This window comes from Paenibacillus sp. 1001270B_150601_E10 (genome assembly GCF_015558675.1).
Taxonomy (GTDB): domain Bacteria; phylum Bacillota; class Bacilli; order Paenibacillales; family Paenibacillaceae; genus Paenibacillus_B.
Genome location: NZ_JADMOL010000007.1, coordinates 19,550 through 40,199, shown reverse-complemented (window position 1 = coordinate 40,199; position 20,650 = coordinate 19,550). Strand labels below are relative to the sequence as shown.

18 protein-coding genes are annotated in these 20,650 nt (G+C 47.3%); 11 read left to right on the top strand and 7 right to left on the bottom strand.

Annotated features, from left to right (window positions below; genetic code table 11):
- Positions 1 to 75 precede the first annotated feature (75 nt).
- Together I2H74_RS16360 and I2H74_RS16355 are read left to right on the top strand one after the other, a co-directional pair.
- Positions 76 to 1,080, top strand: a complete 1,005-nt coding sequence (locus tag I2H74_RS16360) for an asparaginase (RefSeq protein WP_195575312.1) — start codon at positions 76 to 78, stop codon at positions 1,078 to 1,080.
- A 4-nt stretch (positions 1,081 to 1,084) separates the two neighbouring features.
- Positions 1,085 to 1,816, top strand: coding sequence for a copper homeostasis protein CutC (locus I2H74_RS16355; RefSeq protein ID WP_195575311.1), 732 nt, complete (start codon positions 1,085 to 1,087; stop codon positions 1,814 to 1,816).
- A gap of 175 nt (positions 1,817 to 1,991) precedes the next feature.
- Here the strand turns inward: I2H74_RS16355 and I2H74_RS16350 are convergent, their stop codons facing one another.
- The 5 genes from I2H74_RS16350 to I2H74_RS16330 form a co-directional block, all read right to left on the bottom strand.
- On the bottom strand, positions 1,992 to 4,229 hold the full coding sequence (locus tag I2H74_RS16350; protein WP_195575310.1) for a helix-turn-helix transcriptional regulator: 2,238 nt from the start codon (positions 4,227 to 4,229) through the stop codon (positions 1,992 to 1,994).
- Positions 4,230 to 4,321: 92 nt separating this feature from the next.
- Entirely contained in the window at positions 4,322 to 5,950 is a 1,629-nt protein-coding gene (locus tag I2H74_RS16345; protein WP_195575309.1) for an extracellular solute-binding protein, read from the bottom strand.
- 35 nt (positions 5,951 to 5,985) lie between these two features.
- Positions 5,986 to 6,897, bottom strand: coding sequence for a carbohydrate ABC transporter permease (locus tag I2H74_RS16340; protein ID WP_195575308.1), 912 nt, complete (start codon positions 6,895 to 6,897; stop codon positions 5,986 to 5,988).
- A gap of 11 nt (positions 6,898 to 6,908) precedes the next feature.
- Complete coding sequence (locus tag I2H74_RS16335; RefSeq protein WP_195575307.1) at positions 6,909 to 7,844, bottom strand: ABC transporter permease; 936 nt, start codon at positions 7,842 to 7,844, stop codon at positions 6,909 to 6,911.
- A 360-nt stretch (positions 7,845 to 8,204) separates the two neighbouring features.
- Positions 8,205 to 8,423, bottom strand: a complete 219-nt coding sequence (locus I2H74_RS16330) for a DUF1128 domain-containing protein (protein WP_195575306.1) — start codon at positions 8,421 to 8,423, stop codon at positions 8,205 to 8,207.
- 184 nt (positions 8,424 to 8,607) lie between these two features.
- Between I2H74_RS16330 and yyaC the strand changes: the two genes are divergently transcribed.
- The 4 genes from yyaC (at position 8,608) to I2H74_RS16310 (ending at position 12,517) form a co-directional block, all read left to right on the top strand.
- A complete protein-coding gene (gene yyaC, locus I2H74_RS16325) occupies positions 8,608 to 9,168 on the top strand; it encodes a spore protease YyaC (protein ID WP_229106754.1) in 561 nt (186 codons plus the stop codon).
- A gap of 476 nt (positions 9,169 to 9,644) precedes the next feature.
- Positions 9,645 to 10,445 carry an alpha/beta fold hydrolase gene (locus I2H74_RS16320; protein ID WP_195575305.1) on the top strand — a complete coding sequence of 267 codons (801 nt, stop codon included), beginning with the start codon at positions 9,645 to 9,647 and terminating at the stop codon, positions 10,443 to 10,445.
- Positions 10,446 to 10,582: 137 nt separating this feature from the next.
- Entirely contained in the window at positions 10,583 to 11,323 is a 741-nt protein-coding gene (locus tag I2H74_RS16315) for a DUF6483 family protein (RefSeq protein ID WP_195575304.1), read from the top strand.
- A 15-nt stretch (positions 11,324 to 11,338) separates the two neighbouring features.
- Positions 11,339 to 12,517: a class I SAM-dependent methyltransferase gene (locus I2H74_RS16310; protein WP_195575303.1), complete on the top strand. Its 1,179-nt coding sequence runs from the start codon at positions 11,339 to 11,341 to the stop codon at positions 12,515 to 12,517.
- Between the two features lie 165 nt (positions 12,518 to 12,682).
- Here the strand turns inward: I2H74_RS16310 and I2H74_RS16305 are convergent, their stop codons facing one another.
- On the bottom strand, positions 12,683 to 13,159 hold the full coding sequence (locus I2H74_RS16305) for a GNAT family N-acetyltransferase (RefSeq protein WP_324254088.1): 477 nt from the start codon (positions 13,157 to 13,159) through the stop codon (positions 12,683 to 12,685).
- 226 nt (positions 13,160 to 13,385) lie between these two features.
- Here I2H74_RS16305 and I2H74_RS16300 point away from each other — a divergent pair, with 226 nt between their 5' ends.
- From I2H74_RS16300 to I2H74_RS16280, 5 genes are all read left to right on the top strand, one after another.
- The gene (locus tag I2H74_RS16300) at positions 13,386 to 15,122 is read left to right on the top strand and encodes a diguanylate cyclase (protein ID WP_229106752.1); all 1,737 of its coding nucleotides are present in this window, start codon (positions 13,386 to 13,388) and stop codon (positions 15,120 to 15,122) included.
- A gap of 39 nt (positions 15,123 to 15,161) precedes the next feature.
- Complete coding sequence (locus I2H74_RS16295; protein ID WP_195575301.1) at positions 15,162 to 15,842, top strand: PilZ domain-containing protein; 681 nt, start codon at positions 15,162 to 15,164, stop codon at positions 15,840 to 15,842.
- Positions 15,843 to 15,865: 23 nt separating this feature from the next.
- On the top strand, positions 15,866 to 17,245 hold the full coding sequence (locus I2H74_RS16290) for a hypothetical protein (protein ID WP_195575300.1): 1,380 nt from the start codon (positions 15,866 to 15,868) through the stop codon (positions 17,243 to 17,245).
- 268 nt (positions 17,246 to 17,513) lie between these two features.
- Positions 17,514 to 19,622: an O-antigen ligase family protein gene (locus tag I2H74_RS16285; RefSeq protein ID WP_195575299.1), complete on the top strand. Its 2,109-nt coding sequence runs from the start codon at positions 17,514 to 17,516 to the stop codon at positions 19,620 to 19,622.
- A gap of 103 nt (positions 19,623 to 19,725) precedes the next feature.
- Positions 19,726 to 20,100 carry a hypothetical protein gene (locus I2H74_RS16280; protein ID WP_229106751.1) on the top strand — a complete coding sequence of 125 codons (375 nt, stop codon included), beginning with the start codon at positions 19,726 to 19,728 and terminating at the stop codon, positions 20,098 to 20,100.
- A gap of 237 nt (positions 20,101 to 20,337) precedes the next feature.
- Here I2H74_RS16280 and I2H74_RS16275 read toward each other — a convergent pair whose 3' ends face one another.
- Positions 20,338 to 20,646 carry a dehydrogenase gene (locus I2H74_RS16275; RefSeq protein WP_195575297.1) on the bottom strand — a complete coding sequence of 103 codons (309 nt, stop codon included), beginning with the start codon at positions 20,644 to 20,646 and terminating at the stop codon, positions 20,338 to 20,340.
- Between the last annotated feature and the right edge of the window lie 4 nt (positions 20,647 to 20,650).

The following is a 20,650-nucleotide window of genomic DNA, read 5'->3' as shown; positions in this document are numbered from 1 at the left end:
CAGCGTCATAATTGAGGTGGAAGAAGTGAAGCTTATTAAGGTACAAGAAGGTTTGGGCAGAAGGAGCAAATAATCATGAGTGAACGATTAATAGAAGAGACACGCAATGGATGGCTGGAGTGTGAGCATCTCGGCTCTATTTGTGGAGTTGATGGAGAGGGCAAGATCGTATATGCTTTGGGTGATATGGAGCGGCCGCGATTTTTGCGATCTGCAGGCAAGCCCTTGCAAGCCATACCGGTCGTAAAGAGTGGAGTGCTTGAGCATTATGGTTTAACAGAGCGGGATCTTGCCATCATGATGGCCTCGCACCGAGGAGAATCCTTCCACATGGAGACGCTGGATCACATCATGCAGTCCACAGGTCTTGATCAACAAGAATTGATCTGCCAAGCGTCCTATCCGCTGCACGATCCTACTAAGGAAGAGTGGATTCGTCATGGAGGATACAAGGAACAACGGTTCCACAATTGTTCCGGCAAGCATCTTGGCGTGCTTGCTTGGTGTCAGCTGGCTGGCTATGACAAGCAGCGCTATACCGATCCGGATCATCCCGCTCAGCAGACAATCGTAAGCAGCATAGCGGAGATGTCTCTGTCTGAGGTTGAGAAGCTTGCGGCTGGAGTGGATGGCTGCGGATTTCCAGTGCTAGCACTGCCGCTGCCTTCTATTGCTAGAGCTTATTTACATATAGCATGTCCAGAGAAGCTTCAACATGAAGAGACTAGACAAGCGGTAATGCGTATTCGCGAGGCGATGGTCCATTATCCGCTGCTTGTTGGTGGCACTGGGCGTCTTGATTCCGTGTTAATGGAAGATGACAACATCACGGCAAAAGGCGGCTTTAAAGGCATATTCGCCTTCTCGCTTCGAGAGGAAGCGCTTGGCTTTGCAGTCAAGATTGATGATGGCAATGATGAGGAATGTGCCTATGTCGTGACCGAGATCTTGAAGCAGATGGATTATCGCAACAAGTCCACGATTGCGCGGCTGGAAGAAGCGTTTCCGATCCATATCCACAATGATCAAGGCATGGTTGTCGGGGCACGCCGTCCCGTCTTCCGCCTGGAAAGAGGTTGAAATCATGCAGCAAGTATCAAAACAGCAAGATCGTGTTCATTTGGAAGTTATCGGAACCACTCTGAGCGATGTTCGAGCAGCGGAGCAAGGCGGTGCAGACCGCATTGAGCTGATTACCGCCATCGCAGAGGGAGGCCTAACACCAAGCCTTGCTTTGGTAGAGCAGGCCGTTCGCACAGCGAACATTCCAGTTCGCGTCATGGTTCGTCCGCATGCACGTTCCTTTGTGTATGATCAAGATGACATGCTGACAATCGTGCGAGATGTGGAGCTGATCGCAGCTGCTGGAGCAGAGGCCATCGTATTTGGAGCGCTTACTCCAGACGGAAAGGTCGACGAGTCCGCTCTTGAGCAGGTATTGAAAGCAGCAGGAAACATGAAGATGACCTTCCATCGTGCGATTGATGAGAGCGATGATCTGCTTGAAGCGTTCAAGACGGTCAAGCAATATGAAGCGATCACGGATATCCTGACATCTGGAGGTGCGGACCGTGCGCCGGAAGCGGTAGAGATGATGCAGGCGCTGCTTAAGGAAGCCGGTCCTAAAGGAATTCATATCATGGCAGGTGCAGGCCTTAGCCTGAGCAATATTGCTGGCTTTATCCAGGAGACTGGAGTCCGCTATGTTCATTTTGGCTCAGGTGTGAGACAACATGGGGACGCAATCCAACCGATTGATATCGATCGCATTCGTGAACTGCGCGAGCTGCTGAACCACGCTATCTTAGAATCATAAGTGATTATATAAGCACACATTAGAAATGATGTTTCCACCACACAGCACAATTAAAGCTAAAAGGGGCTTCCCATGGTCGATTGACCCGGGACAGCCCCCTTGCCTTTTTTATATGCAGGAATATGATGCAATGCATTCGGCTATGATGTTCACGCCGTTCCCGATGCTCAACACTCTAGTTAGCCAGCTTCATGTATTCATCGGGTTTAATCCCTTCATAGCGGGCAAAGGCTCGTTTAAAGGAATACACATTTTCGTAGCCGACCTGATGGGCGATGTCATCGATGCGATAATTGCTCTCACGGAGCAATTCCTTAGCCATCTCCATACGGAGGCGACAGAGGTAATCGTAGAAGTTAATCCCCGTATTTTCCTTGAAAAGTTTGGATACGCCTGACACGGAGAGCTGAAATCTCTCAGACAGCTGTTTTAGCGAAATATCCACATTCGTGTAATTTTCGTTTACATATTGCAGCATCTTGCTGCCAACCTCCAAAGAGGAGGAGGTATTGGAGTATTGCTTTCTTTCGCATATCAGAGTACCCATTTCAAATACATAGCTCCACATCGCGCTAGGGTCAGCTGCCGCTACGCGGTTGTCGAACTGCTTCACATAAATGCCTGTATCGAGATTAAGCTCCTGAAGAACCCTTAACATCGTTTCCATCAAAGAAGAGATGAGCTTAACCGTACTCCCTTCAGACAGCTGGCGCTTTTCATTCTCCATCATGATTTCATGCAGAATTTGAATCGATGTGTCGAGGTTGCCAATTTTTAAATTATTGATCAGCTGAACCTCCCAGTCGGTTGGGTAGTAATAATGGATTGCATGCTGAATTGTAGCTTCAGGCTCTTGGATCTTATGTTCCTTTGAAAAAAGGATGACCTGCAACCGTTCTTGAGCTGCGTAATACGATTTGCTGATCCCGACGATGCCTTTCTCTAGTGAGCCGTGCAGTACGTCTGGCTGGAAACCACAAACCCGTCCTATGGCTGCGGACAGCTCTGCCGTAATTTGCCCGACCCATCCTTCGTCCTCGATTGGGCAGCTTGAGGATAGAATGAGACCATAATCCGCATGGGCCACTTCAAACAGCTCATAGTTCATATGGGTACGGCTCATCATGTCTTCAACGATCATCATCGTAGCCATTTCGATCTTCCACAGACTGTCCAGATGAGTGTGCTCTTGTACGGCATGAAAGCTTATAAGTATGGTGCAGTAATGCATGTCATCTGTGTAGGGAATTCCAAAGTGGTGAAGCCTATTCAGCTGCTGCTCATCTGGGAAATAGCCTTTAAGCAAGCGCAGCAGCATATTGGATCTAGCAGCGCTCTCAAAATCCTTCATTGCCTGCTGCAGCTTTTGATTTTCATCCAGCAAACGATCAAATGACTTCTCAATGTAGCTGTATTCAGAGCCGGTTGCAGGGATGGTTTTAAACGCTTCATCCTTTAACTTGCCAGAAAGCTTGTTTAACAGCATTCGCAGCGGCTGATAAGTCAATTTGGTCAACAGCAGCGTACAGCAGATTCCTAAGGCCAGCAGCAGGCCTAAGACTAGCAAGGGGCCTAGTAAATGGTGAACCCATATCCAGCGAGGATCGATGTATGCCACCTCATATTTCCACTTGCTCACCTCAGATGCCAGCTCAATCGAATAGGTCTTCTCGTCCAAGCTCTTCGAGGATGGAGTACCCTGCGCTTGGAAGTAGATGACGGCTTCATCATTGGATATCCTGAGATTTTTGTATTCCGCACCGCCAAAGCGCTGCAAATAATTTGAAAAGTAAGCGCTGTCAATAAAGAGAACGAGAACGGCTCGCGGGTGATTTACGACCTCTAGACTTTGAATAACAGGGATGACGGACTTTCCGTGTCCCCATAGGCTGACCTTTGCTGGATGAAGAATTCTAAAGTAGTCTGGTGTTTGAAGTGAATCCTCAATTTCCTGTTTCGTTGCAGAGTCGATAACGGCAACATGCTTAAAAAAATCTTCGCTAGCATAGGTGCCCCAAGAGGAAAGAACTTGATCTTTCTCAGGGAAGATCAGCATGCCAAAGGATAGGACGCCGAGTGAATTAATATCTTGGTTGAGATTGTTTCTAATTTCGAGCATCGAGAGAAAATCAAACTCGGATTCATAAATATTTGTATTTTGTATCAGCTTAATCAACCAAGCTTCATTACTCATCGTCTTGCCCAGGTTTTTTAGTTCGATTAGCTTATTATCGATGCTGTCGGCAATTCGCTTTGCATCCAGGGCATGCTTTTGGTATTGCTGTTTCTGGTCTTCCCGAATGCTTTGATATACACTTACGGCACTGAAGATGATGATGGGTATCATAATGATCGCGGTATACGAGATCAATATTTTTCGATATGCGCTGTTTCCAAAACGCCGTTTATGCATCCCCAGTTCCCCCCTCCGTATGAAACGTGAAAAATGGCAGACCCGTTAAGGGATATTTATCTGCCATTTTCCACATTGTATTAAACCAATCACTAATTGATGCTATTGTATCGGTCAAGAAGCTGCTGATCAATTTCAATTAATTCATCGAGGCCGAGCTTTTTCAGCTCCGTCATATACTGATCCCAGTCATCTAGCGATTTCTGGCCAAGCGCCAGCTTGGTAGCAAGCTCCGTGGAATACGTGGTCAGATTCGTTAAGATCTTGGTCTTTCTCTCCAATTGCTGATCATCTGGAATGGCCAAGTAGTTGTTGTTCATATTTACGAAATACGGTTTGTATTTCAACACTTCAAGCTCATTATCCGCTTTATGCTTTGGAACGCTGGTAAGCTCGAACTCCAAATTTGCATACTGTACACGCGGGAATACCGTATCGCCGAATAGAGGTCGGCCCGCAATCAGTCCTGACTTAGCCTGTTCTTCTTCTGTACCGGTGTTAATAAAGACTTTAGCGCCGTTGCTGTCCTTCTCATACGTCTTGCCTTCAATTCCCCAATACAAGAGGTCAGCATACTGCTCGGAATAGATCACATCGAAAAATTTGATCGCAGCTTCTACGTCCTTGGCGTCCTTCGTAATGGCGTATTTTTGCCAGACAAGGAACGGGGGCTCTAACTGTGCAGCAGGCGTAATGCTGTCCACGGCCTTAAGCGGCATTAACGGGAGATACTCTCCGCCACCCTTGATGAGAGGCTCATTATAGGTTGCAAGATTGTAGTCGGAAAGAGAGGCAACCTGATTCTCGGTCATCTTTTGCGTTCGCTGCTCGCCTTGGGCGCCGATCAGACTCGTATCCAATACACCCTCCTTTACGAGCTGCTGCATGTAGCGGAAGTAATCCTTAATGCCTTCCTGATACCAAGGAGACACGACCTTTTTGTGCTCCACATCTACCGCGGTGATATCGGTACCAAGGCCGAACCATTGGGCAATTGCACCTGAGAACAAGCCAGGATCGTAGGATAGAATTTCATCTTTTTGACCGTTGCCGTTGGCATCTTGCTCTCTAAATTTCTTCAATGTATCCAAATATTCCTGCGCTGTTTTTGGGACAGGCAGATTTAATTTTTCCAACCAGTCTTTCCGAACGAGCATGGTCAGGGAGACAGGTGCAGGATCTTTTTCCTGATACGTTTTCTTATGAAGATTGCTGAACCAATACATCTTCCCGTCAGGAGAGGTGGTTGTCTTTTTCGCATAAGGAAACTCGTTATCGTACATTTTCTTGATGTTGCCATTGCTGTACTTCTCAATAAGCGGGGTAAGGTCCTGAATAACCCCTTGCTTGGCTAGATTCAGTACTGTTGTGTTATCGAGCTTCGAAATGTTAACGATGTCTGGAAGATCAGCGCCTGATGCCATTCTTGTTTTGATAACGACATCATATTGCTCATTTGGTACAAGCTCGTAGTCCAAATCCAGGCCTGCTTCATCAAGCAGTTTATCGACCTCGGTCCATACCGGATATTTTTCTCTATCCTCGAATTTGATGTACTTGTTGGAAGAGCTGGGCCCAAGCAGGCGAAGCTTGCTTGTGTTGCTTGCAGAGTCCTTATTTCCTCCCTCTGCGGTCTTGTTGTCGCTGCTGCAGGCTGTGATCGATCCAATCATCAGCATGGCAGCCAGTACAGTTAAAAGTGTTCTTCTCCAAATATTCATGAACGTTTTCCCCCTTGGTCATGATTGTGGCAACCCTATTCCTTTAACGAGCCTAGAAGCGCTCCCTTGATGAAGTACTTTTGAAAGAATGGATACGTAAAAATAACCGGAAGTGTCGTAAACACGATAATGGCGTATTTCAATTGAATGCTGGAGAGCATGTTAGCAACTGCATTTCGGGTATCTTCGAGTGAAAGCGTCTTCAAATCTACCGATTGTTGGACAACGACACGGTATAAATACATCTGCAGCGGGTGAAGCTTCTCATTCGGAAGATACACTAATGAATCAAACCAACTGTTCCAAATGCCAACGACCGAGTAGATGGAGATAACGGCAATAATGGGCTTTGAAATCGGCAAAATAACTTTGAACAGAAGCTGCAAGTGGGAAGCGCCGTCGATAAACGCCGACTCTTTTAATCCATCTGGAATCGTGGTGAAAAAGGTTCTAACGAGAATGATATTCCAGATGCTTACCATCCCAGGAATAATGACGGCAAACATGGTGTTGTACAGGCCAAGTTTATTTACAAGCAGGTAAGTTGGAATTAATCCGCCTCCAAAGTACATCGGAATAAGCAAAAAGACGACAATCAATTTGCGCCCCTTCAAATTTTTGACGGTAAGCGGGTAAGCACCGAGTACAGCCATCAGGCAGTTCAGCAGGGTGCCTGCAGTGACGTAAATAAGTGTGTTAGAGTAAGCCCACCACATTTTAACATCCTTTATGATGAGTTCGTAGGAGCCGAGAAAAAATCCTTTTGGAAACAAGAATACATTCATAGCCGCAACTTCCTGCGGGTCACTAATGGACATGATGATAACATAATAGAATGGATACAAGGTAATCAGGCATATGAATAGCGCAGTTGCATACAGGATAATATCGACGACAATGGAACCTTGCCTGATCTTGTTCGGATTCCGCTTGAGCGCGGTGATCATATGAACTCCTCCTACCATAAGGCGTAATCAGAGTATTTGCGGCTGAGTGCGTTAGCAGTATACAGCAGCGTAAAATTAATGAGCGATACAAGCAGTCCGACCGCCGTTCCTGAACTGAAGTTTCCACCTAGCAAGCCTTCACGGAACAAATAGGTGCCGATGACATCCGCTGTTTCATAGACCATTGGATTATAAATAAGCAGGATGAATTCACTGTTTGCGGACAGCAAGCTGCCGATTGCAAATATCAGCAAAATAAAAATCGTTGGTCGAATAGAAGGCAGCGTGATATGAAGCATTTGCTTCAATCGATTGGCGCCGTCCATCTTTGCAGCTTCATATAAATGGGGATCGATCGATGACATCGCGGCCAAGTATAGGATGCTGCTCCATCCAAACGACTTCCATATGCTCGTGATCGTATAAATGGCCGGAAAATAGCCGGGCTCTGTATTTAAGGCTACCGGATGGCCTCCAAACAGCTTCACAAGCGCATTAATGATACCGTCCACATTAATGAAGGACAAGACCATGCCCGCCACAACGACATTGGATATGAAGTGAGGCAGGTAGCTTGCCGTTTGGACGAACTTCTTGAAGGAGCCGATTCTTAGCTCATTCATCAAGAGGGCGAACAGGATCGGTACCCAGAAGCCAAACACGAGAAAGTAGAAGCTAAGCAAAAAGGTATTTTTCATCAGCCTGCCGAAGTATGGCCCATTGAAGAAATCAATGAAATGCTGAAAGCCAACCCAATCTACCTCTCCTCCAAACGAAAGGAAGGGTTTACCCGGGTAATAATTTTGAAAGGCAATGACGATTCCGTACATCGGAATGTAGCTGAATATAAAAATGTGAACCAGAACGGGAAGCATAATCAAATATAGCTGAACATTGTCGCGCAGATGATACGATCTGCGCTTGCTCGCTTGACCGGCTGCTTTCATGATCTTCCCCTTTCCTCATTAAACCTGTGTCGGAACTAACGGGCCCGTTCTTCCGCTTGGGTTCATCATAAAAGTGCGCGAAAGATCCCGCAAGCAACATAATTTGATGAGACGCACAATTTTTTCTTCCCTTGCGCAGCAAAGAAACCGCGCGTTATGCCTTGTATTTCCATGAATGCAGTGGGAATTAATGATTCCAAACCCACAGCAGATAGGTAAGCTCTTTTGCATATTTGTTGTCTTGGAGAGAAGGAGGAGTCTAACATAAAAAACGGCCGTTCAGCAATAATCACTGAACGACCGTTTTGGGCTGCTCCATGTTACATCGTGGGAGCCTGTATGATACATAAATGCTCGATTTTATCGTCTTAGCTTGCCAAGCTCCGATACCAGAGCCTCCATCTCACTAATGCTGAAATGCGGCTTGCTCATGACAACATCATGAATATCCTTGATATCCTCGTATTGCTCAACTGAGAATGCAGATGCTTGCATCGCTTGTGCAGTAGCCATCTTCAAACGTTCCTTAATCGCTTCAATCATGGCTTCGATCTCGGCTTGTGTTACTTCTCCAGACATCGTAGTCCCCCCGTCAACCTTGATTCATTACTGAACGTATTGTAACATGCAGCATTCGAAAACAAAACGTTATTGTACAGACTTGGCTTTCCTACCATTCTAAAGTACAATGGGCTCAAGATAACGCGGTACAGTGAAATAGTTGAATCCGCAGTCATCTAAACGACGATATAAGGAGATTTGCATGTATAGAAGAGAGATCGTGCACTCTGATCTTCAGGGGAATAATGGGACGATGCGTGGTGATGCGTCAAAGCTTCGTGAATTTTGTGAGCAGCTTGCGAACAAGCATCGGTTGGATCAGATCGTATTTCTATGCATCGGGACGGACCGTTCAACAGGGGATGCACTGGGCCCTCTAGTTGGCTCAGCATTGGCGGAGAAGGGATGCCCGCATGTAGTGGGAACCCTGGAGTCTCCCTGTGATTCGAACAATCTTACGCTGCGCTTACAGAATGTACCCGCGGACAAGGTATTGATCGCCATCGACGCATGCTTGGGGCATCCGCTGAATGTAGGCCAGTATCTTATCGCAGAAGGCTCTATTCAGCCTGCGGAATCGGTCGGCACGGAGCTTCCTGCCGTTGGGGATTACAGCATTGCGGCCATTGTGAATGAGAATGGGGTAAAGCCGTATTGGACCCTTCAAACGACCTCGCTCTATTCCGTTATGCGCATGGCGAGAGAGATTGTGGAATCCATCACATCGGCCTTTCACAAAGACGGATGCAATCCGAAGTCATAAATTGCAGCCTCTATCCATAGTATGAAGTTGTGGGCATTCAACAGCCGCACAAGAAGAGCCGGATGTGGGGCATCCGACTCCTCGACACCATATTAGGCAAGTTCTTTTTACGATCCGTTCCTTGGAGGGGCGGATTACTTTTTATTCCGATCGGACAAAGCAATAATAAGCTGCACGAGCCCTAACATAAACATACAAGTACCTAAGAATAGTTCGAGCTCTTTCATTACATTCACCCCCTTTCATATGGGAATGGCAGGACGGAGAATGTTCATGAATTCGATTAAGTTTCAAGTGATGAGTGGAAGTGTAATATAGTATATATTTATGGACGGAGGGCGGTTGATAGAAGCTTTTGTCAAGAATAATATTCATGTTTCTTTACATTCGCATGATTTAACATATTTGCTGCAAGCGTTGCATACCCTAATTAGGATGAAGCTTGCGTTATTTTATGAAGAAATGAGGGTAATACGATGACGCAAATTCAATTACGCCAAGGATTACATATTCACGTTACAGAAAAGGGAACCGGTACGCCCGTTATGCTGCTGCATGGCTTTTGCGGAAGCAGCGGATATTTTGCGCCCATTGTCGATAAGCTTAGCGAGCATTGCAGAGTCCTTACACTGGATCTGCGCGGTCACGGCAAGAGCGCTGCGCCCAATGGTCCCTATACAATCGAAGAGATGGCAGATGACATCATTCAAGTAGCGTTCAAGCTGCAGCTTGAACGCTTTGTGCTGCTGGGTCATTCTCTTGGAGGTTATATTACGCTATCTCTGGCAGAACGATATGAGAATCGCTTGTTGGGCTTTGGATTGATTCATTCCAACGGCTATCCCGACAACGAAGAAGGGAAAGCACGGCGTCTTCAAGCGGTGGAGAACATTCAAACAGCAGGCATTGTCACTTTTGTGGATAAACTTATTCCCTCCTTATTTAATCCTGATCGATTGGATCAGCTGGGCAGCCAGATTCAAGCTGCCATACAGATTGGCTACCATACACCGCCACAAGGAGCGATTGGCGCTTCCTTAGCCATGCGCGAGCGTATAGATCGCCGGCATGTGATGGATCAATCCTCGCTTCCACTCTTATTGATTGCAGGAAGAAAGGATTCGAAGATGACGCCTGATAAGCTGTTTACGACGACACGCGATAAGGTTTCTTCGCATGTTATTGAGGATGCAGGGCATATGAGCATGATGGAGACGCCTGACGAGCTCGTGGAGTTGATTCGCTCATTTGTCAAAGATCAGGTAAACCCCGTATAATAGAAAAGATCTCACAAGTGCTGCCTCATACAGGCAGCATTTTTATTTCAAGTTTGCGTGACGTAAAGCTCGTATACATGATTTGATCTTCAACCATGTTAGCAGCAATCAAACGATGAAATCATAGGGGGATATGGATGTATCAACGGGATTACTTGATGAGAATTATTCAAGAGATGACGACGATGCTTGGGCAGCTGCTTGGGCTGCAACACCAGAAAAAGCGTACGGAGCTGTTAGAGGATTGGGATGATCTTCTTGACCGAAGATTTCGCATTAAGGGAGAACTCGCGGATTCCTTGTCTTCGCAAGACTTGATTAAATTGTTTTATCGACATGGCCATATACAAGCGGATGAGCTGCAGGCTTTTGCCATTGCCTTCGCGGAACGCGCTCAATTGATCAAGGACGTTGCTTTAGATGGCGACGAGAGAGGGAATGCTGCGCTACAGCGTGATGATATTGAAGCCTATTATATTGGGCGGATGATGAAAGCCTATTCCCTGCTGCTTACTGCACAATTGCAAGGCAGCGATCGACAGATGCTCGCTGTGGACAAGATCATGGAAGAGATGTCTCATCGTCTTCGGCCGTATAAGCTGGACGATGATCTTTTGGAATTGTTATGGCATTGGCATGCCCGCGATCAGCGCTACTCGGAAGCGGAGAACGCATGCTACGAGTGGATGGAAAGAGACGTGGCGCGTCTTAAAAAGGGGCTTGCTTGGTATGAGCGGCTTATGGAAGAAAGCGACGAGGAATTAGCAGCTTCTAGCCTCCCAAGGGATGAGGTCGAGCAGGCGATTATCGACATTAAGAGACGAATGGCTTCAGCTAGTATGAGCGATGAAGAGCAGCAGCCAAGCGATTTTAAATAGAAGGATGAGCATAAGATGGAACAGCTACAGCAATTTATGGAGCGCATATGGGAGCAGGGAACGCTGCACTCGGCTGTAATCAGCCAAGTAAGAACAGCTCCGATGGAAGGGTGCACGAAGGCGGTATTAAAGCCCGTACAGCTTAGAGGAGACCGCATGCTTCAAATCACCTATCATGTTGGTAATAAAGTCGTGCATGAGAATATGGAATCGGATCAGGCCGTTCAGAAATGGATGGCGCTTATGGAGCATCATTTCCGTCAAGCATTGATCAGAACAACGGAAGCGGAGCATCAGGTGATGATCAGCAAGAAGCATAAGGTCGCGATCAAGACGAAGGCGAAAAAGTCTCCTGCTGCCGATCTGTCGCATAATCGGAAGAAGCAGTACATTCTGGAAGAGGGCAAGCCTGCGGCATTTCTTGTTGAGCTCGGCATTATGAATGCAGCGGGGAAAGTTGTCGCTCAGAAGTTTGATAAGTTCAAGCAGATCAATCGTTTTCTTGAAATGGTGGCGGATGTGCTTCCCTACCTGCCCAAAGATCGCCCGATCTCGATCATTGACTTTGGCTGCGGCAAGTCGTATCTGACCTTTGCTTTGTATCACTATCTGCATGTTTTATTGCAGCGAGATGTTATGATCTACGGTCTTGACTTGAAGGAAGACGTGATTGAGCACTGTGAGTCGTTGGCAAGAAGACTGCAGTATGATGGTCTGCAATTTGCGGTAGGCGATATTGCGGATTATGATCGCACGTCTCCGGTGGATATGGTCGTGACGCTTCATGCGTGCGATACTGCAACGGATGCGGCACTTAACAAAGCGGTAAGATGGGGAGCAGAGGTTATCCTGTCGGTTCCGTGCTGCCAGCATGAATTATTCTCACAAGTGAACAATGACATGCTTGCACCGCTCTTGAAGCATGGTATACTGAAGGAGCGATTCAGTGCGCTGGCGACAGACGCACTGCGAGCGAATCTTCTGGATTGTGTGGGCTATCAGACTCAGCTGCTTGAGTTTATTGACATGGAGCATACACCGAAGAATCTGTTGATTCGTGCAGTGAAGAGCAAGCTTAAGAGCGAGGCGGCAAGCTGGGAGCAGTACTTGGCATTTCGTGAGGGGCTTCAGCTTGATCCGTATCTGGAACGAGCTCTTCAGGATATTCTTGAGACAAGGGGCTTTACTCGTTAGGGAGCCCTTCAACTATAGAACAGCATGCTTAGAAGAACACCATGATATGTAATATGATGGTGTTCTTTTTTGTATGACATAGACATGCTGAATTGCTAAGGGGACACGGTATTTTTTTATAAGATTCTTCGTTGTGCCAATACATGGAAACGATTACATCTGCTGCTATCTACGAGGTTGGTATACCATGCAGTGGAATTCACCTGTTCCTGTAGGGGTAGGACGCTCATAGGTATCGGTAATTCCAAATCCTGCTTTTTGATAGACATGTACGGCTCGTTTATTCCAAGTGAGCACTTCGAGATCAATTTCATCGTTAGGATGGCGGTGAATCGCTTCTTTCACGATCGCTTCTACAAATGCCGTTCCATGGCCTTTCCCAATTAAAGCGGGGTTCATGCCAAGTCCTAATCGTGTCACGCCGGCAAGCGGAAAGAACTGAGCGAATCCTTCAACCGAGCCATACTCCGACATGATAACGGCATATTGCGATTCACGAATAACAGGGTCACCGAATTCGACTTCAAGCGCCTTCATATGCTCCCATGGTAGGAAGCCATAGATTTGGTAAGTCGGCTCATATTCCCAGGAGCAAACCAATTCGGCATGCTCCTCTTGCATGGGCTCAACGTGAAACATCATCTGCATGATCTCCTCTATAAAACAATTAACATTACCCTTTTATTTTGGCATAATCGTACATGAAGAAACAATGCGCAACAGATTGTAACAATAAGGAAAATCAAGTAGAATGGTCTGATAGTATGGCGAAGTTTTCGCTTGGCAGATCAAGCATTTGCGTCTCGAATTAGAGATGATTAGAGGTGAGATAGTAATGCTCCTAGAGGCTGGTTGGTTGGATGGATTCATGTTTTCAGTGATGCTTGCATTAATGATTTATGTATTTGCTGTAAACGTTATTTCTTCTTTACATAAATACTATTTAGCATTTCATTTCATCATGCTTGTGTGGCCGTTAAGTCAATGGGTTATGCATACCTCACCGAGTCTGCTTGAAAGGCAGATAGCTTGTTATGCGGGCTTGATCTCATTGCTTGCATTAGGGCCGGGCTGGGTGCTGTTCGCTCGATTATTTACAAAGCCGGCGTACGCCTTATCTCGCGGAAACCTGCTTCTCTTAACCACCCCGGTGCTGCTGTTTATTCCTTTTATTCTATTCATGCCGGAATGGTGGTACAACCTAAAGACCCTGCCTGTATCGAATGGCGATATGGGATGGCCGTTTGGTGTTTATATCGTCATGATTGCGTTCTACTTTATTCTTGCGGCATCTGATATGCTGCGTACGATCCGCGGCTCAGCGTCAAAGATCCAGAAAAAGCAAATCGCGCTGTTATTGGTGGGCATCGCGATATTTGCCTGCTGTACTTGGATGGACTTCATTTATAATGCACTGCTGGAGGGGCAATCGCCGAAGCTTTACGGCATGACATCTCTTGGCATTGTGTTATCTGATTTGTTTCTAATCTTCGTCATTCAGCGTTACCGGGTCTTGGATATTGTGTCTATCGCAAGACGCGAGGTTGTGGATACCATGTCCGCTGGTGTAGTGGTTGTGGACGGACAAGATATCGTGATTGACGTGAATCGTGGGATGAACGTCTTTTTTCCTGTTCTGAAAGGTTCAACCCTTCCCATGAAGGAGATTCTGGGCTTGATTCCAGATTCCACTGATCGCGAGGAAGTGTGGACGCAATACTACTTCAGCCCGTATGATCATTTGAATTCCGAGATCCATATCTCTCTTCAAAAAGACATTGAGCCGATGCATGTTTCTCTTCATATTTCACCGATATATGACGATAACAAGAGGTGGGTAGGTCGGCTTTTGACCTTCCATGATGTCACGCAGCTAAGGGTTCTGGTTGAGCAAATGAACCAGAAGAACACGACCTTGTTTGAGCGGAATCTAGAGCTCATTCATATTCAACAGGAGCTGCAATACGCGAATCAGAAGCTCCAGCAGATGGCGATTACAGATCCGCTCACGAATTGCTACAATCGCAGGTATTTGATTGAACAAATGGAAGAGAAGGTTCCGATCTGCGTAAGATCACGGCAGCCTTTCGGCATTGTGCTATTTGACATCGATCATTTTAAGCAAATCAACGATAATTATGGACATATCGTAGGCGATGAAGTCCTGTGCTATGTTTCCGATATCGTTCGTAAACAGCTGCATCACTCGGATTTGTTGGCCAGGTATGGAGGGGAGGAATTTGTACTCTTCATGCCGGGTGTGAACGCACAAGAAGCTTATTCGACTGCGAAGCAGCTGATTGATCAAATGAAGCAGGCGCCGCCTATTACGGAGGATCTGCCGATTGCGGTAACGATTAGTGTTGGCTGGGTCGCTTACGAAGGAGAGGAGTTAGAGATCTCCGAGGATACTCGCAGCTGGATTCTGGCTTTGCTTGGTGAAGCAGATCAGCGCATGTATGAGGCCAAATCAAGCGGACGCAACGGAATTCGGCCTATATGGCGAGACCCTGAGCACTTGCCTCAAGAAGAGCAAGAGGACAAAGGGAATTCTGATGTACAAGCAATCACAAATAAAGAGGCGGCAGCGGGGCGTGAGATATAGCTGACGGGATGAATGGAAGGAAAGGGGAACAGCAGTTACGTGAATAAGGAAACATCAATAGAGCAGCAGCCTTTGAGTGTGTTGCTGCACAGCCGCTCGGTTCTTGAAGGAGAGCAGAGTGTAGCAACGGGTGTACTGTCTTATCTTGAAGGATTCCTCATGGACATTGAACTTTCTGAATATGAGCAGTTTCAGCTGGGTGAAAAAGTAAAGGTTACGATGTACTCTCCAGCAGGGGTGCACAATTTTACAACGAAGATTGTGGCTAGGCATCAAGGGTCACTGATGCTCGTGCATCCGCCTCATGAACAGCAGAAATTCAATGAGAAGCGGGAGTATCCGCGTATTGCGATTCGCAAGCATGGCTTTATTACTTCTTACTCGAATGAAGATGGAGACATGGTGAAGGCTCCGTCGCCTATCCCGATCCATCTCATGGACATTAGCATGAAAGGAATAGGCTTTACGATCTCAGAAGCTGCAGTCCTACAGTCAGCACTGGATGTTGGCAGCATGACACATGCTGAGCTTCACTTAGGTATGGAGCTTCCTTGCACAATAAGACTTGTGCACGATAGACAACAAGCGAACGAGCGCTTCTTCGGAGCCACTATCGAGTATATGGAAGAGGATGCAGCCCGCTCGCTGCAAGCCTTTATCCTGAGCCAGCAAATACATACGTATATTGAAAATAAATCCAAACAATCTCGCAGAAGTTAATTCACAACAAAGGAGAGAGAAGCATGAGCCTACAACCATCACGCCGTTTGGCCCTGATGAGTCTTGCAGCCATTTTTCTATTTACGATCATTCTCGGCATCACACCACGTTCTGCTTCAGCGCAAGGCATGGTTTTCCCTCCTGTAACCTATTCGGCAGAGAAGCAGGTCGAGCTTAACAATGGCGCTGCGGTCTTTCCTATAGTTGAACCGACGGTGACGGCTGTTACCTATCAAGTGGAAACAAGCGATCCATCCATCGCCAATGTGAACGTCGATCTTCATAATCGAACCTATGTGATAGAGCCCCTTCAAGTTGGTTCGGCGACTGTTCAGGTAACCTGGCATGATGCGCTAGGGAATACTGCGGCTGAGAAGTTTGCTGTGATGGTGCATGCAGGTGATCCTACGATCGTTCCGAGTGTTAATGTTGAAGCACTAAGAGATGAATACTTATTAGAAAATAACAACTTTATTAGTGTTGAGGTTGCAAAAGTATTTCGCAATGTAAATCAGACGGATCTTGAAGACAGGAGAAAATATACGATAACGGACACGGCAGGTGCTTTTACACCGAGCTTTGGATCTCAAGGAAATATTGCTTTATCCCAAAATATTCATATGTTTAAAGACTCAAAAATAACGATCAAGTTTACGAAGAACGGGATAAGTTCAAGTATTTTTATAACGGCTTCTCAAAATGAGTACCCAGAATTCACCGCACCACTTGAACCTTTGCAACTATTGAATGGCAAAGAAGCGCTGCTAGATCTCAATGCCTATTTTTCTGATGCAAATGGAGACAAGCTCAAGTACGATATGATCCAAGTTGATTCAATCTTGAAAGTGACACCAACCATATCAGGTTCTACGCTCATTATTCCAGCTGGAGTGGATCAGGACTTTAAGATTCAGATTAGAGCGGATGACTTAAGACTTGGCACTGTCGAAGGAGATTTCAACTTCCAAGTTAATGCAGTATCACTCAAGGAGTATGCTGGCAGCTATGAAGATACGGACAATGATATTGCGGTACCGATTACGGAAGAGGGGCAATATTGGCTTGCTCCTTTCCAGGAGTGGCTGAGCCAAGTGCCGGGAACAGAGCTTCGTACAGTAGATGTCCCTGCAGGTGCTGCGGAAGTGACGTTCTCATTGGATCAATCAGGCTCACAGAGCGAACTGCCTGCAGGAATCTATGGCATTTATAAAAATGATGCATCAGGCGTCAAGCTCATATCGGTCATAGAGCTTCAAGGTAAGCAAGTGCTGCAGCAGGAACTGCTAAGCATTGCCCAAGCGAACGGAAGGGCAAAGATTGAGCTTCCTGATGTCCGTCAGTGGATTCTGAAGCCTGAGAATCAATCGTACAAACGGATTCGAATGGCGATGTCATTCTTGTAGGTCATAGAGTGATGTAAGTGGGGAATGATTACAACAATATGGTGAAAGAGCTGTCTAATCCTCTAGGCAGCTCTTTTTATTTGAGGGAATAGGAGTTAAGGGCGGTTTATAGCAGAGTGTGGGCAAATAACGATCCCTGAGAGAATGCTGGTATAATGAGGAAGCCAAAACGGTTTTCTAACGGATCTTGAGATTATACAGGTTAGACATAGGCAATGAATAAAGAGAGTAGGAACCCATCATCCGTCTATTAAAAGGAGGTGAGCATATGAAACGAAATCACTTGGTCATTCATATTCGTTGGCTGTCACAATCCCGAATAGGGTCGCTTATAAGCCGTATGGGCGTCTTTAGTATTGGTCTGGCTCTATTTCTTGGATGGTGTCTTTGGAAGCAAGGCTTATTTTATGATCAAGCGATGCTTGTTCCTGCATTATTATCCATCTGTGTCGGTCTTTATTTGACTCTCTATAGACGAGGCTCTAGTCTTGCAATAGATAAAAAAGTGCTTCCGCTGGCAAGCATCACATGGATCATTCTTCTTTTTTACTGGCTTACGCTGGGATTTCAGCCTGCTTCCGTGCACGCGACTTGGATGCAGTTGATTCGATGGTCGTCCTATGCAGCATGGTGCTTTATTTTAATAAAAAGGGTACAGATCCAAGAAACATCGAAGAGTCAATGGCGAACAGGTCTGAATCTCGAAGGAGCGCTTGTATTCTCTGGCATGCTGCTCTCATTGGGTTCATTAGCGACATTATATCATTGGCTCCCTCTGGAAGGCAGCGTCATGATGAGTGATAATGAGAAGCTATCCTCATGGGGATTTCGATTGGGAGGCTTGCTCCAGTATCCGAATGTGCTTGGGGCCGCAGCCGGTGCGTTTGTCGTATTTCATCTTTTCCGATTAGGCAATAGACATGCCTCGTTGTATTCGATAGGCTGTATCGTCATCCATATAACCGTATTGCTGCTTACAGAGTCGAGAGCAGCTTGGCTTGCAACAGGAGCAGCTGTGATCATCGGATTTCTAGGAAGCAGCAAGAGCCGCTCGCTGTATATAAAATGGGGGGCATGGAGCTTCATATGGGCGTTTGGAGCAAGTGTGTTTACAGCAAGATTGTGGCTTGATTATAGTGTATGGACATTTGTCCCGCTGCTTTTTGCCGTCGGGGCTGCTGCGCTTCTTCCTTATGCATCATCCAAGGCGAGTGGACGAGCAGTGTGGGGTGTCCGTACTGGCATGCTGGCTTTAGCTGGAGGTATCGCGCTGCTTGGTATCTATGAAATGCCAAGCGATGCCATACATCGCATGACGGGGAACTATGATACGGGGAGCGCCAGGCTGCTCTTCTATAAGGATGCCTTGCGACTATGGCAGGAAAGCCCTTGGCTCGGCAGGGGAGGAGACACTTGGCGCCAGCTGTTTGCAAGCATACAGCAGGAGCCATACGTAGGAAAAGAAGTGCACAGCATCGTTTTCGACCTCTTACTCGATATAGGATGGATCGGCACGGCGATTGCCGTTTTACTGGCGTGCTGGGCTATGGTGCTTGCCATACGCAGCGATCTGGCGGCAGGGCTCGCTGCTGCTGTTATGGGCGTGCACAGCCTAGTTGATTTTGATATGGCATATGGTTGGTATGTTTATATATGGCTCGCCTGGCTTGTGCTCGCGATTGTACCTGGGCAAGGAGCGAGCGCAACGAATAGAAGTCTTCTGCTTGAGAGACGCGGTCTCAAGCGAACAGCGCAAGGATTAGCTGTGCTCCCGCTGTTCGGGGCGATCGTTATAGGGCTAAGCCTATTATCGGCTCAAGCCCTGTACCATATAGACGCGAAGACACTCGCCGTGCAGGCGTCGGCTGAAGGATTCGCGGCAGCACCTTGCCGCGATGACGGCAGCTGCCGTCTGCTTCGCGCCAGCCTGGCGCTCGCGCCTGCCGATACGGCGCTTCGCATCGCTGTGGCGCATCGCCTGCCGCCTGAGGAAGCGTACGCCCTTCTCCAACAGGGCGTACGCTATGAGCAGCGCGGCAAGACGCTCCACCGCGAGCTTGCGCTTGCGGCCGAGCGTGCGGTAGAGCCGCTTCAGGCAGCCTCCTATTGGCAGGCTGCCGTTCAAGACGATCGCTTCGATAGGCAGCTTCGCACCGAAGCGATCGTTCATCTCGCGCAGCTTGCTGACGCTGCTGCGGAGGCGAAGCGGCCTATCGCAGCAGAGCTGGCGAAGGCCGCGCTTCAACAATTTGAGGCGTACGAGGCAGATGTACGCCTTGTTGCCAACTTGCGCGCGAACGACAAGCGGTTCGCGATGACTCCAGCAGCTTCGCAGGCTGCGATGGCAGCGAAGCTGCTGCTATACACGCTGGAATAAGCGACAGAAGAGGGCGCATTGGAGTATTGCCGTCTATACCTTTTTCCCTTTCATAGCATAAGCTGTAGCATCTTCATATGATGTGCAGAAAGGGGTGAGCAGGGTGCGAGCATCTGTAAACAAGGTGCGTCGGGCTACACCGCCTCTTCATCAACCGAGCCAAGGCAGCCGCGACGTTCGGAAAAGAAAGCCTGCCAAGCACAAGCAGCGGATCACGCCTTATTTATCCCGCTTTACTGTGCTGTGGGTGCAGAATAATGGCGTTGCATTTGATACGAGAGGATTCAGAGCGAGAGTCTTTAATGGGAGAAGGCTTGTAGGAAGTGCTTCGTTCGATCCGTATGGAACCGTGCGCTTCAACGGGATCCGAACGCCAACGAATGCTGTGCTTCGGTTGGAGCTTCTAGATGAAGCAGGGCGAGTCTTTCGGACTCGGGTCGTTCCGGCAGATCTAACCGCATTTGTTGTGATAGGATAGAGGCCGATCTTTTCAAAGCGGCAGTTCAAAGAGACCTTCCCACGCTGATAGGATGCCTAGCGTTGAGAAGGTCTCTTTAATAATCGGAGGTCTCTCTTTTGTATAACAGTCTTTTATTCAACCGTACTATGCAGAGATTAAGAGAAGTCTCGTTAATCTTTCGTCCACTTCCTGCCCCTTATTCCCATGCTATATCGTTCAAGCATGGCTGCTTTTGGGCAGGGTGGACTAGCTCGCCTAGCCTCCAAACGCCTTTCGGAAGCACTCGGTAAGCCGATGTTTGTCGACCTGCCATAAGGCTGCCAGTTCTTCACTTACGGCTTGCTCCCACCAATCCGAAAGTGCTTTTCGATTGTTGCCGTTCTCATGAATCCATACGAGGTTGCCGATGACTTTGTTTACATAAAGCTCCTCGCCCTGCTTCATCAGCGCATCAGAGATGTAGACCTTCATTCGCTTTACCGTTCGGTACAATTCATTCTGACAAGCGCGGCGAATCTTTCGAGCCGAGGGCAGGGGGTCATGATGTCGTTCACGAGGTTTCATGGTG